Consider the following 13,940-nt stretch of genomic DNA (forward strand, 5'->3'; position numbering starts at 1 on the left):
TGAATTTGGGTTAATAATTGAGTTTTAGTTGTAACATAGCATTAGTGCCGACTTCGTCAGCATAAAATCTTAACCTGTTAAGGTAATCTCTGTAATTTGTGTTCAATAGGTTATTGATATTAAGATTAAGGCTTACTTTTTTTGATTTCATTTCAAATTCAAACCCTGTACTTAAATTAAGTAAATGGTAAGCTTCAGGTGTTGAACTGATGTCAACCATTACACTTTCAAAGTCACCTGTGGTTGTATTGACAATGTCTGTGTTGAAGTTATTATCTGGAAACTGATTTTGTTTAGCCACAAATTGACTGTTGACAGATAAGTAAAAATTATTCCAGTCTGTTTTGGTATAAGTTAGGGTATTCGACATATTAAAAGGAGGCATGTTGATAAGCGCTTCATCTTTACTAATATCTTGCCCGTTGACGTAGGCTAAATTGGATAGGATATCAAAATTTTGATAAGTATAACTAGCACTTACATCTATACCATACAGTCTGGCGTCGGTTTGTCTGTACGAATACAAGGGAAAGGCTCCACGTATAGTGGTTTCAATGCCATCAGGCTCCAGGATGATAAAATTATATATATAATTATAGTAAGGCTGAATACTGAACCCGAAATTATCAACCTCTCCCTGAAGTCCAACTCCAGCTTTAACAGATTGCTCGGAATCAAGTTGTAAATCACCAAACTCAATGCTCGACAGACTGTGGTGTAATCCATCGCTAAACAGTTCTGAAGGGTTTGGAGCCCTACTGGCTGAACCGATATTTGAAATTAGTTTCCACCCATTTTTAAACCTATGTGTAGCCCCAATAACTCCTGAAATATTATGATAATCGAAGTTAGGATTTGTAAGAATTTGATTTCCAAAGTTCTCAACTTCGAATTCAGGGAATAGTCGATCGTAGTTTAAATTTTGCCATCTGGAGGTTTGATAAAATTTATCAGCATCGATTGTGTTGAAATCGTATCTAACTCCTGCATCAATTTTCCAGTTTTCTGTCAAAGAGTAAATAGTGGTGGCAAATATACCTGCAGAATACATGTTGTAATCTGGTATTAATCGTCTTACGCCGGTATTTGGATTGGTAGAATTGGTCTGTGCATTAAATTCTATTCCAAAGTCAGAATGAAAATCTTTCAATTCTGTCCATTCCAGCTGAGCGATAAGCGTATGCGTTTTTAAATTCATGTCCATAGCCGCATTATCGCTTCGGCCACCTCGTCTAACATCAAACTCTAATCTGTCGTTGTTTTGAAATGAATACTGTAAACTCACTTCGCCTATATTCTTTAAACGTTTGAAGGTGTTGAGCTTAAAAATTTGATGGGTAACTTCTTGTTTTGGATTATTTATGGAGTAAGAAAAATCATCACTAAAAAAGGGCTCTTTTCTATTGATGGCGTTGACGAGATCTCTGGAATTTCCAATATGCGAAGCTCTAAGAATACCAATTTCTGAATTTGTCAATTTATAACTGAAATCAACACCGTAATCTATTTTGTTAAGACCAACACCCAAACTGATATTGTTTTCCTGTTGTCCTGTATTAGTCAATTGATAATCAGGCGCCTTTAAGTCTCCAAGCCTTTTTAAGCTTCCTTGAATTCTGTAATTGAATCCGCTGGAATTAGCTTTTATCAGGCTAGACGAAAGTGTCCCCCCACGTCCATTTGTTGCGCCATTTAATATCGTTTTTCCAATCAAGGTGTCTTTTATAGGTGCCTTTTGGGGCTCAATTACAATAGTACCACCTATAGCATCTCCACCATATTTCAAGGCCGAAGCTCCTTTGATAACAGTTACATTCGCAGCAGAATTGATATCTACATTAGGGGCGTGATCTTCTCCCCATTGTTGATCATGGAGTCTCACATTATCGTTGATGATCAAAACTCTGGAACTATGAAGGCCATTTATAATCGGTTTTACTATAGAGCTTCCCGTATTTAAAGAGGAGACTCCACTTATGCTTTTCAGGGCATCTCCAAGTGAAGCATTACTAAATCTTTCGAGTTCATCAGTTTTTATTTGACTGGAAATAGAAGAGTTGAGTTCTGTATCATAAAGTTTCCCTTTAAGCAAAACCTCATTGAGTTCCTCCAGATGATGCTCAAGCTTAAAGTTGATTTTGGTATCCTCAGTAAGAGTTATTTTCCTGGTCTGAGTTTCACAATAGGGATGAGTGACTGTAAGTGTGAGTAGGCCTTTACAAATCGCGTTAATTTCAAAATAACCATTTTCATCGCTGTACGAAACTGAATCTGTTCCTTGAATAACAACTACAGCACCCTGAAGAGGTGTGTTATCATGAATGTCTATGATTTGACCTGAAATCGATAAATCACAATCCTGGGAAAAAACAAATGGGCTAAGAATTAAGAGAAAGTACAAAAGACTAAACTTCTGAATCATATTAAATATTTTAAACTAGTGATATTGATAAAGTGTAAGGGCTACTTTAAACTAGTTTAAATGGGGGAGGTTTGTTGTAATATTTACCTGATTTCCGAATTATAAAAAGGCATTCTAAATGAAATGAAACTGAAGTTTCAACTTTTGTTTCAAAAGTGTAAAAAGTCAATTCTGGAAAAGAAGGAGCGATAAAACTGAAATCTTCGTGACTAGTCAGCACATATTCATCACAGGTTTTGCAATGCTCTATGGCTGAATTATCTTCTTCAAACAAATGACTTAATGCATGAGCATTGACGACAGTAGTCGTAAACACCATAAACAGCAGTAAACTCAATATTTGTTTGAAATTCAAAATCAATTAGTTTATACGAATATAATATATTTTTACAAACTATAAATATATTTAGTCATTATTGAAAAGGGAGCCAAGTCCTAGTCTTGAAAGCATTTTCTTTTCAAAATCCCAAAAGAATTTATTTTGGCCAAATAAGGTGCCAATTACTACTAGAAGAACTTGATATATGGGAAAAATAAGCAGTATTCTAAGGGAATAGTAGAAAAAACCTCCAAAAAAATGTTCTGGAAATACTTCACGTGATAATCCTATAAAGTTTAAAACTGGTTTAGCCAGATACGCGGACAATGAGCCTGTAATGGCAAAGACTACAAAAATGATAACCAATTGAAAGTTGGATTGAATGCCCCAGCGTTCTTTTAATTTTTTCATTTCGCAAAAATACAAAAGCTTATCTCAATCTCTGCCCATATTCCTCTTGAAAATATATGAAATAATTATACAGGAGGTAGTTCACTTCGTAGCCATAATCAACATTATATTCGTAGTTGATTTGCATTGGATACAAATCTGGACCATACTGCGTTGGATTATTAGCTCTGATATTATAATTGGTTACAAAAATCCTATTTCTTTGTTCCAAATAAGTCTGACTATAGTAGCCTCTTGGTTTTTGAGTGACAAGCCAGGAATTAAAGCCAGGTTCAAAAATTATAATTTCATATTCCAACTCATCGTTTGCAATACGAATCGTATCATTTACGATTTCAGAATCATCAGGATTTTGATCAGATCCTTTTTTTTGGCTCGAACACCCAATTATAAGTGATAGAAAGAGAATAAATATAAAATAGTTCATATCTAAAGTTAATTCTTTACAGTCATATCTACTATAAATGAGCCGGGATATTTATCCTGTAAATTAGTTTTGAAACCTTCTGCAGCTTTTCTATTGTCAAATTGACCTAGAATTACAGTGTACAATTTGGTTTGATCAACAGTTTTAACCTGAACAAGAACTTTGCTTTTATAACTTGCTTTGAGCTTATAAGCTAACCTTATCAAATTGTCACTTTCTGAAAAACTTGCAATCTGTACACCATAGAAGTTTGGAGTGACTTCATCGACAATTAATTCGTAAGATTCTTTTTCCTCAGAATCATCTTTTGTTGTGTTTTTAAAATTTTCAGCGCTTTCTTTTCTTACCTGTGCAAGTTGTTCTACTTGTTTTTTCTTATTATTTGTTGCCGGAGTAGCTACATATTCTGCCTTTTTATTTGAAACTGAAGCATTTTTATCAAGGACTTCTATTCTGACTTCTGTAGCTCCACTTTTGATTATATCAAGAGCATTTGCTATTGATCTTGATAAATCGATGATTCTTCCTCTTATGAAAGGTCCTCTATCATTGATTTTAACAATAGCTGTTTTATTATTTTCAAGGTTTGTGACTTTTACTTTGGTTCCAAAAGGCAGTTTTCTATGAGCAGCCGTCGCTAAATTGTGTTCGTAAATCTCGCCACTGGCCGTAGGTCTTCCTTCAAATTTGTCGGCATAAAACGATGCTTTGCCAGTTTGAGTTTGAGAAAAGCCAACCTGACTTACTATTAATAATAACCCTATAAAAAATGCCTTCATAATGTTTAGTTCAAAAATGATATGATGTGATTACTGAGTTCTTCAGCAATGCGATCCTGCGTGTCTTGTGTGGCTCCTCCAATATGTGGACTTAATGAAAGTTTAGGATTCATTAGCAATTGAATAGGGGGTTGAGGCTCATCTTCAAAAACATCTAAGGCTCCAAAACTTAATTCATTATTTTCAAGGGATTTAACCAATGCTACCTCATCTAAACATTTACTGTGGGAAGTGTTGATAATCCCAGCAGTTGGCTTCATTTTTTGAAGTTCTTTTGAACCTATTAGATAGCTTTCAGTTTCAGGAGTGTGAAGACTTACCACATCTGAAGTTGACAAAAGTTCATCTAAAGAGGATGATTTTAAATTGAATTTTATACTCTGCTTGTCATAGAAAGTCAAATTTAATTCAGCAGATTCTACATTCTTATCATAGAATTTGACTTCCATCCCTAAAGCAATGGCCTTCTTTGCAACTTCCTGACCTATTTTTCCAAAACCAATAAGACCAAGAGTTTTTCCAATTAATTCACTACCGCCAGAAAAGGACCGTTTTAAAGCATTGAAGTTTTGATCTCCTTCTAGCGGCATCTCGCGGTTTGAGTCTTTAAGATGTCTCATACAGCTTAAGAGGTGAGCAATGCTTAGTTCAGCAACGCTATTGCTCCAGGCATGCTCTGCATGAAAAACCTTAATGTTTTTTTGTTTTGCGGCGTTTAAATCAATATGATTTGAACTTCTATCGCAATTTCCTATAAATTTAAGTGAAGTCAATTCAGAAATAATCGATTTCGAAAGAGGAGTAGAGCTCTTTACTAAAATGCCTTCAATTTTGTTTGCATTGATATAATTTGTCAACTGATTTGAGGCTATGTTTTTTATAATGACCTCATGACCAGCGTCTATGAGTAATTTGGTGCCAACTTCAGAAAAGCCATCTGTTGCTAATATTTTCATTTAAAAGTAGTTAAATAGTGTTTTCAAAATGTTTCATTACGTCCACAAGGACTTCTACACTCTCAATTGATAGTGCATTATACATAGAAGCTCTATAGCCTCCAACGCTTCTGTGACCGTTTAACCCGTTGATATTGGCCGACTTCCATAGTTCATCAAATTTTGGAGCTAATTTGTCGTCTTTCAATGTAAACGTTGCATTCATCATAGAACGGTCTTCTTTAGCTGTAAAGCCCTCAAAAAGTGAGTTCCTGTCAATTTCAGAATATATCAGTTCAGATTTTGCCCGATTCTTTTTTTCGATTGCTGAAATGCCACCATTTCGGGATAACCATTCCAGGGTAAGCATAGATACATATACCGAAAATACCGGCGGTGTATTGAACATGCTTTCTTTTTTGATAAAGACTTCATAATTCATCATGGAAGGAATTTGTCGGGATATTTTGCCTAAAATATCTTCTTTCACTACAACCAGTGTAGCTCCTGCAGGCCCCATATTTTTTTGAGCACCAGCATAAATAAGTCCAAATTGAGAAAAATCGATTTCTCTTGAAAAAATGTCGCTACTCATATCACAAATGAGTGGAGTTTCTTCTGAATTTGGAAACGTCTTCATTTGAGTGCCATAAATAGTATTATTACTTGTGCAGTGTAAATAATCTAAACCTTTCGGGATGCTGAAATTTTTTGGAATAAAGTTGTAATTGCTTTCTTTCGAACTGGCTACTACTTCAGCATCACCAAAATGTCTGGCTTCTTTGATGGCATTTGAAGCCCAGGTTCCAGTATCTAAATAACCAGCTTTTGTCTCCAGAAGATTATAAGCCGTCATTAAAAACTGCATGCTTGCTCCCCCCTGCATAAATAAGGCTTTATAACCTTTATTTTCTAAATTCAAATGCTCTAAGGCAAGTGATCTGGCCTTTTCCATAACCTCTACGAAAGCAGAACTTCTATGCGAAATTTCTAAAACAGATAATCCGGAACCATCCAAATCTATAACTGATTGTGAGGCTTTTTCAAAAACTTCTAAAGGAAGTATACAGGGTCCAGCACTAAAATTATGAGGTCTTTCCATGACGTATTAGTTTGTTTGAATCAAAAAATTAATAGTATCCACACCATCCGCATAATCTGAAAGCTTAGGATATTGTGCCTGTCCAAAATCTATATGGCTATATTTATGTCGACCAACGATACATTGTATGTTTTCAGTTTCTTCTTTCAGTCTTTGTGCCAATTGGCTTTCATCTGAATAAGTTTCATAAAACAAAACACCAATTGGTGAAGAAAATTGTAAGTCTTTCTTTAAAAGTAAAAAGCCGTTGTCCAGTAATTTTACAGAACTCATGAGATAAACAGCCTTGTTATAATCGTAATTATTGGCGTATTTATGGTGATTTATGATGTCTTTATAGTTGAACATGGCTTTAAAAAAACTATCAAAATCATAGCCTTCGGGGACAAATAGTTTAGAAACGTTTCTGCATCCCATACCGAAATACTTAAAAATATCATCACCTAAGTTTTCTAATTCTTCTTTTGATTCAGTTCCATCCAGAATTACCGCTGAATTTCTGTTTTTACGAATGATGTGTGGTTTGTCTTTAAAGTAATACTCAAAGTAACGAGCGGTATTATTGCTGCCAGTAGCAATAACAGCATCAAAATCCGGTAATCTATCCTTTGTGAATTGGATTTTAGACTTAAATTCAGGTTGAATGTTTATAAGTTCTTCAGCAAGAAAAGGGATTAATATACTATCATTAGAGGATAATTTTCCAATGAAATCATGACCCGTAATGAGTACACTTAAAAAATCATGGAAACCGACCAAAGGAATATTTCCTGCCATGACCACGGCAACTCTCTGTTTAGTAAATCCTTCCGTTTTGTAGGCTTTAAGCCAGTTTGATAAATTTTCTCTGGTTAAAGCTTTTGCCCACTCTTGTAATGCAGAGTGAATTTGATCTTGAGAAAACCATGCATTTTGTAGCTCAGCCTGTCGTATAACATTAGTCAATTTTTGTGAAAAATTAGAGCCTGAGTCTTTATAATCTGTGTAGTTTTGTAAAGAAAATCCTAGATTTGAAAATGCCTCTATTCTGGTTTCTAAAGTCATATGTTTGGCTAATCTTTGTAGTGTTGCTATTTTTGAACAAACTTACATAAATATTACTCAAATGGCTATTAAAATAACAGACGAATGTATCAATTGCGGTGCCTGCGAGCCCGAATGTCCTAATACCGCAATCTATGAGGGAGCAGATGATTGGAGATACGCTGATGGTACAGATTTAGAAGGAGATATCGTACTCCCAAATGGTAAAGAAGTGAATTCTGAAGAAGCACAGGAACCTGTAAGTGATGAATTGTATTATATAGTAGCAGATAAATGTACAGAGTGTCTTGGATTTCATGAAGAACCACAATGTGCGGCAGTTTGCCCGGTTGATTGTTGTGTTCCAGACGAAGAACATGAGGAAACAGAAGAAGAATTACTCGGTAAACAATCTTTTATGCACAAAGAATAATGAGTTTGATCATAATTGAATTTAAACCTCTATGCTTCAGCGTTATAGAGGTTTTTTATTTAGAGTAAAATAAAAACATAATTGAGAATTTAAACTAACTCTTAGATTTTAAATTTGCTTCAGATTTTTATTTTAAAGAAATCGTAGTATATTTCGGTGTTTAGAAAAATTATGGCAGAAGAAACAAAGTACACAGAAGATAATATCAAATCGCTTGACTGGAAGCAGCATATTCGTATGCGACCAGGAATGTATATAGGTAAGCTCGGTGATGGTTCCGGAGCAGATGATGGAGTTTACATCTTATTAAAAGAAGTTTTAGACAACTCTATAGATGAATTTGTCATGGGATCTGGTAAAACCATCGAGGTTTCCATTCAGAATTCAAAAGTAATTGTAAGAGATTTCGGTCGAGGAATTCCCCTGGGAAAAGTGGTGGATGTGGTTTCCAAAATGAACACTGGGGGTAAATACGACACCAATGCTTTCAAAAAATCTGTTGGTCTAAACGGCGTAGGAACTAAAGCTGTAAATGCTTTATCAAGCTACTTCAGAGTGGAATCTACAAGAGGGAATAAGTCAGTTTCTGCTGAATTTGAGCAAGGTAATTTAATAAACAAAGAAGATCTTGATGAAACGTCCAGGAGACGAGGAACCAAAGTTACCTTTGTTCCTGACGAAGCAATTTTTAAAAAATATAATTTCAGAAATGAATATATTGAGAAAATGCTTAAGATTTATGTCTATCTCAATCCAGGATTAACCATACTATTCAATGGAGAAAAATATTATTCAGAAGAAGGTTTAAAAGATTTATTGAGTGATACAATAAGAGAGGAAGACCGATTGTTTTCAATCATTCACTTAAAAGGTAATGATATTGAAGTTGCTATTACTTTCAGCAAGGCTCAATATTCAGAAGAATACCACTCGTTCGTAAACGGACAAAACACGACTCAAGGGGGTACTCACCAGTCTGCCTTTAGAGAAGCCATTGTAAAAACTATAAGAGAATTTTATAAAAAGAATTTTGAACCCAGCGACATCAGGAAATCTATAGTTTCTGCGATTAGTATCAAAGTGATGGAACCTGTTTTTGAAAGTCAGACCAAAACCAAACTTGGCTCAACAGATATGGGAGGTGACTTACCGACGGTAAGAACTTATATTTTAGATTTTTTAAAGCAAAAGTTGGATAATTTCCTTCATAAAAACAATGAAACCGCCGAGTTGCTCCACAGGAAAATTCTTAGAGCTGAAAAGGAAAGAAAGGAACTTTCTGGAATTCGTAAACTGGCGAAAGACAGAGCTAAAAAAGCAAGCGTTCACAACAAGAAACTTAGGGATTGTAGAATTCATTTAGAGGATACCAAAAAAGAAGGGTATCTGGAAACTACGCTATTTATTACTGAGGGGGATTCTGCAAGTGGGAGTATTACAAAATCCAGAGATGTCAATACTCAAGCGGTTTTCAGTTTAAAAGGTAAACCTTTAAATTCCTACGGGTTAAGTAAAAAAATTGTTTATGAAAACGAGGAGTTTAATCTTTTACAGGCGGCTTTAAATATTGAAGATTCATTAGAAGATTTAAGATACAATAATATTGTTATCGCTACCGATGCCGATGTGGACGGGATGCACATTAGATTATTGATTATTACCTTTTTCCTCCAGTTCTTTCCAGAATTGATTAAAGAAGGACATTTGTATATTTTACAAACACCATTGTTTAGAGTTAGAGATAAAAAACAAACCTTCTATTGTTATTCAGAAACCGAAAGAAGAGAAGCAATAAAGGCACTTAGGGGGAAGCCGGAAATAACACGTTTTAAAGGTTTAGGTGAAATTTCTCCTGATGAATTTAAAAATTTTATTGGTGATGACATTCGATTGGACCCAGTGATGTTGGATAAATACAAAAGTATTCCAGAGATTTTAGAGTTTTATATGGGTAAAAACACCCCAGATAGGCAGAATTTTATTATCGATAATTTAAAAGTGGAAATCGACCTAGTGGAGGAAGTTGAAGAAGAAATACATGAGATTAAGTAATCATAAATTAGTCAAAAGAATTCCCGTTGTCTATTACTTTTCGGTGATACTCTTTTTTCTAATCATTTTTTTGAATCAGCAATTAGGAAAACAACTTTTTCCTTCAGATAAATATTATCATGCTTCATTAATTTTTGTTGGTTTATGGTTAACTTATATTTATTTTGCTGGAAAATACTTTGAGTATGATAGTGAGGGCAGTATAGTTAGTTTTCTCAATAGAGGTGCAATTCTATCAGAATTCATGAATTATAGAACTAAAATTCATGAAATAAAAAAAGAAAAAATTAAAACTTATCAAATATATAATTTTCTGGTTTATAGAAGATTAAGCGTTGTATACTCAACAAAATATACAGATAAAAATATTCATATAAATATCAGTATGTTGAGCCCAAAAAAAACGAAATATTTAAAGTTATCTCTCGATAAAATAATAGAAAAAAACTTACCTAACTTATGAGTGACGATTTAGATTTGACTTCTGGTTCTCAAGATGATTTTGACTCAACTGCTAAAGACGAATCCATTAAAGTCACCGGAATGTTCGAGGAGTGGTTCTTGGATTATGCGTCTTATGTCATATTGGAAAGGGCTGTGCCCGCCATTGAAGATGGTTTTAAACCTGTTCATAGACGTATTTTACACTCCATGAAAGATTTGGATGATGGCCGTTACACGAAAGTCGCTAACATTGTAGGGCATACCATGCAATACCATCCTCATGGAGATGCGAGTATTGGAGATGCTATTGTCCATATAGGTCAGAAAGATATTCTCATAGATACTCAGGGAAATTGGGGAAATATTCTAACCGGTGATAGTGCCGCAGCTTCACGGTATATTGAAGCACGCTTGTCTAAATTTGCCTTGGATGTGGTTTTTAATCCAAAAACTACAGAATGGCAAATTTCATATGACGGTAGAAAGCAAGAACCTGTAAATCTTCCAGTAAAATTTCCAATGATATTAGCTCAGGGTGCTGAGGGAATTGCTGTTGGCCTGAGTACAAAAATACTACCTCACAATTTCATTGAGCTTATAGAAGCATCCATAAAACATCTGGAAGGTAAACGTTTTAGTATCTATCCTGATTTTGCCACTGGCGGCGTTGTGGATGTGTCTAATTATAATGACGGATTGAGAGGAGGGAAACTTCGTGTTAGAGCAAACATTGAAATAAGAGATAAGAATTTGCTAATTGTTAATGAAATCCCTTATTCTACCAATACCTCAACCCTTATAGACTCTATTCTGAAAGCAAATGACAAGGGAAAAATCAAAATCAAAAAAATTGAAGACAACACCTCTTCTGAAGTTGAAATATTAATTCATTTACCCAATAATATTTCGCCGGATAAGACGATAGACGCCTTGTTTGCGTTTACCAATTGTGAAGTCTCTATATCTCCTTTAAGTTGTGTAATTATTGATGACAAGCCACACTTTCTTGGGGTTTCAGAACTTTTGAGAAGAAGCACAGATAATACGGTTCGTTTACTTAAATCTGAACTGGAAATAAAGCTAGGTGAATTAGAGGAACAGTGGCATTTTGCATCATTAGAAAAGATATTTATTGAAAAACGGATATATCGAGATATTGAGGAAGAAGAAACCTGGGAAGGCGTTATAGAAGCCATTAATCTAGGTTTGCAGCCACACATCAAACATCTCAAACGCGATATCACAAGAGATGATATTACCAGATTAACTGAAATTAAAATCAAAAGGATCTCCAAATTTGATCTTGATAAAGCTGAGCAAAAAATTGAAGCTTTAGAAGGAGATATAGAAAGTGTAAAACACGATCTGGAGCATTTGATTGATTATTCCATCAATTATTTTAAAAATTTAAAAGATAAGTACGGCGCAGGAAAGGAGCGTAAAACAAGGATTCAGCTTTTTGAAGACATTGAAGCCACCAAGGTCATTATTAGAAATACGAAGCTTTATGTGAACAGAAGTGAAGGTTTTGTAGGGACTTCTATGAAGAAGGATGAATATGTTACCGACTGTAGCGATATTGACGACATCATATGTTTTACTGAAGATGGCACTATGATGGTGACCAAAGTAGAAAACAAAACCTTTATAGGTAAGAATATTATCTACGTTGGGATTTTTAAGAAAAAAGATAAACGAACTATCTACAACTTGATTTACAGGGATGGTAAAGCGGGGTATAACTATATGAAAAGATTTGCTGTGACTTCCATTACCAGAGATCGAGCTTATAGTGTTGGTAAAGATAAACCTGGTACTAAAGTTTTATATTTTTCTGCAAATCCTAATGGTGAAGCCGAGTTGGTTACAGTTTTTCTGAGACAGAAAAAAGGCTTGAAACGTCTAAAATTTGATATTGATTTTTCTGAACTAGCTATAAAAGGCAGAAACGTAAAAGGAAATTTAGTTTCCAAAATGCCGATTAAAAGTGTAGAAATGAAAGAAGAAGGAGTTTCAACGCTAAAACCTCGCAAAATCTGGTTCGATGAAACTGTTAGACGTCTTAATGTCGATGACCGAGGAGAACTGCTTGGAGCCTTCAGAGGTGAAGACAGGTTGTTGATTATCCGACAAAATGGAATTGCAAAAACTATAATCCCAGAATTGACAACCCGCTTTGAAAATGATGTGATAGTCATTGAAAAATGGAATCCCAAAAAACCGATTTCTGTTATCTATTGGGAAGGAGAGAAAGAACGCTATTATGTGAAACGTTTTTTAATAGATCAGCCCGATAAAGAAGAGTTAATCATTACCGACCATCCAAATTCCCAACTCGAGGTGGTGTCAACAGATTATATTCCAAGGATAGAAATTGAATATAAAAAGGCCAGAGGTAAGGATAGAAAAGAGAATGACACCGTAAATATTGAAGAATTTATTGCTGTAAAAGGGATTAAAGCCCAGGGAAACCAGCTGACATCAGAAAATATTAAGCAAATAGATTTGCTGGATCCTCTACCTTACAAGGAAGATATTGATGAACTTGAAGAAGAAGATACAAATGAGGAGAAGTCTAGCTCTAATCAATCATCTTTGTTTGATTAGTTAACTTTAGTCACACGTCCTTTTTGTTTTTTATCCTTTCCAACAATGCTATATTCAAAGGTGTAAGAATTCTTTGAGGTGGAAAGTATTTTCATATGGATAGGTTTTTCCTCAGCCATATTTTTAGGGTTTAATGATTTCAAGACGTACTCACAGTCGTTGATCCATCGAATGGAGGCTGTGTCTTTTTTATTTTCATAGATTTCAATTTCTATGGAATCGTTTCTTATAAAGGTAGTCTTTACCAAATCACCATCTAGGTAAGTTTCAAATTCAAATTTGCCAGTTTTGAAATCTTTACACTCACGCTCAGGATTATAACAGGAGGCTAGACATAAACTTAAACTCGTAAGTAAAATAAGATGACGCATTTGATTTTTTTGTGCAAAATTAGTTTAAATCAACTGACTGGCTTAGATTTTGGGATAATTTTCGTAAGACTCAAAGCTCCCATCTGCATAGAAAATAATCACCTTTTTAATTTTTTTTCTAGATGTTTCAATGGGTTGAGTGTCTATATCATTTTCAACTAAATCTCTATCAGAATTAACTTCCTGAGGATCACTGGATGCTTCAGTTGCCCTTTCAGCTTTGTTCTCTTCTTTCCCGGCAGAAGGGGGAAAGTGTCCTTTTCCATTTAAAAGCCAATAGAGTTCAACTTCCTCAAAAGTAGAAACTACTTTCATCACAAAATCTAAACTAGGTTTATTTCTTCCAGAAAGAATATGTGAAATGGAAGCCCTGCCTACATCAATTTTATCTGCAAAGGAAGATGCAGATAACTCGTAGTAATCGAAAATATCTTTAAGACGTCTTGAAAAATCCTCACTGTTTACCATTGTAAATTATAAAAAGAAAACATTAAACTTATAAGATTACTAATGTAAACAATTCTAATGAATTGACATGTAATTATTAAAATAAGCGGTACTTATATTAAATCTTTACTAGATGTAAAGCGTACTAAATAACTCTAAACAAGCATT

At 34.5% G+C, this 13,940-nt stretch carries 14 protein-coding genes; 4 read left to right on the top strand and 10 right to left on the bottom strand.

The window, feature by feature from the left end:
* Positions 1-10: 10 nt before the first annotated feature.
* From LB450_RS01675 to LB450_RS01710, 8 genes are read right to left on the bottom strand one after another with little or no spacing between them, the layout of a single operon-like run.
* A complete protein-coding gene (locus LB450_RS01675; RefSeq protein WP_224486112.1) occupies positions 11-2,422 on the bottom strand; it encodes a TonB-dependent receptor in 2,412 nt (803 codons plus the stop codon).
* A 46-nt stretch (positions 2,423-2,468) separates the two neighbouring features.
* Entirely contained in the window at positions 2,469-2,777 is a 309-nt protein-coding gene (locus LB450_RS01680; protein ID WP_224486113.1) for a hypothetical protein, read from the bottom strand.
* 51 nt (positions 2,778-2,828) lie between these two features.
* Positions 2,829-3,152 carry a DUF6787 family protein gene (locus LB450_RS01685; RefSeq protein WP_224486114.1) on the bottom strand — a complete coding sequence of 108 codons (324 nt, stop codon included), beginning with the start codon at positions 3,150-3,152 and terminating at the stop codon, positions 2,829-2,831.
* A gap of 19 nt (positions 3,153-3,171) precedes the next feature.
* The gene (locus LB450_RS01690) at positions 3,172-3,579 is read right to left on the bottom strand and encodes a DUF6146 family protein (protein WP_224486115.1); all 408 of its coding nucleotides are present in this window, start codon (positions 3,577-3,579) and stop codon (positions 3,172-3,174) included.
* A gap of 8 nt (positions 3,580-3,587) precedes the next feature.
* Positions 3,588-4,358, bottom strand: a complete 771-nt coding sequence (locus LB450_RS01695) for a septal ring lytic transglycosylase RlpA family protein (RefSeq protein WP_224486116.1) — start codon at positions 4,356-4,358, stop codon at positions 3,588-3,590.
* 5 nt (positions 4,359-4,363) lie between these two features.
* Positions 4,364-5,314, bottom strand: a complete 951-nt coding sequence (locus tag LB450_RS01700) for an NAD(P)-dependent oxidoreductase (RefSeq protein WP_224486117.1) — start codon at positions 5,312-5,314, stop codon at positions 4,364-4,366.
* Between the two features lie 10 nt (positions 5,315-5,324).
* Entirely contained in the window at positions 5,325-6,395 is a 1,071-nt protein-coding gene (gene serC / locus LB450_RS01705; protein ID WP_224486118.1) for a 3-phosphoserine/phosphohydroxythreonine transaminase, read from the bottom strand.
* A 6-nt stretch (positions 6,396-6,401) separates the two neighbouring features.
* On the bottom strand, positions 6,402-7,439 hold the full coding sequence (locus LB450_RS01710) for an acyl-CoA reductase (protein ID WP_224486119.1): 1,038 nt from the start codon (positions 7,437-7,439) through the stop codon (positions 6,402-6,404).
* A gap of 61 nt (positions 7,440-7,500) precedes the next feature.
* Here LB450_RS01710 and LB450_RS01715 point away from each other — a divergent pair, with 61 nt between their 5' ends.
* The 4 genes from LB450_RS01715 to LB450_RS01730 all read left to right on the top strand — a co-directional run bounded on the left by LB450_RS01715 (position 7,501) and on the right by LB450_RS01730 (position 12,954).
* Entirely contained in the window at positions 7,501-7,851 is a 351-nt protein-coding gene (locus LB450_RS01715; RefSeq protein WP_224486225.1) for a 4Fe-4S dicluster domain-containing protein, read from the top strand.
* Between the two features lie 171 nt (positions 7,852-8,022).
* On the top strand, positions 8,023-9,903 hold the full coding sequence (locus tag LB450_RS01720) for a DNA topoisomerase IV subunit B (protein ID WP_224486120.1): 1,881 nt from the start codon (positions 8,023-8,025) through the stop codon (positions 9,901-9,903).
* 70 nt (positions 9,904-9,973) lie between these two features.
* The gene (locus LB450_RS01725; protein WP_224486121.1) at positions 9,974-10,366 is read left to right on the top strand and encodes a hypothetical protein; all 393 of its coding nucleotides are present in this window, start codon (positions 9,974-9,976) and stop codon (positions 10,364-10,366) included.
* Positions 10,363-12,954: a DNA gyrase/topoisomerase IV subunit A gene (locus LB450_RS01730; RefSeq protein WP_224486122.1), complete on the top strand. Its 2,592-nt coding sequence runs from the start codon at positions 10,363-10,365 to the stop codon at positions 12,952-12,954. Before LB450_RS01725 ends, LB450_RS01730 begins: the two co-directional genes overlap by 4 nt.
* Here LB450_RS01730 and LB450_RS01735 read toward each other — a convergent pair.
* Positions 12,951-13,325 carry a DNA topoisomerase IV gene (locus LB450_RS01735; RefSeq protein WP_224486123.1) on the bottom strand — a complete coding sequence of 125 codons (375 nt, stop codon included), beginning with the start codon at positions 13,323-13,325 and terminating at the stop codon, positions 12,951-12,953. The two genes, LB450_RS01730 and LB450_RS01735, sit on opposite strands and share 4 nt — an antisense overlap.
* Positions 13,326-13,367: 42 nt before the next feature.
* Positions 13,368-13,793, bottom strand: a complete 426-nt coding sequence (locus LB450_RS01740; protein ID WP_224486124.1) for a helix-turn-helix transcriptional regulator — start codon at positions 13,791-13,793, stop codon at positions 13,368-13,370.
* Between the last annotated feature and the right edge of the window lie 147 nt (positions 13,794-13,940).

Source organism: Psychroflexus curvus, from assembly GCF_020164585.1.
GTDB lineage: Bacteria > Bacteroidota > Bacteroidia > Flavobacteriales > Flavobacteriaceae > Psychroflexus > Psychroflexus curvus.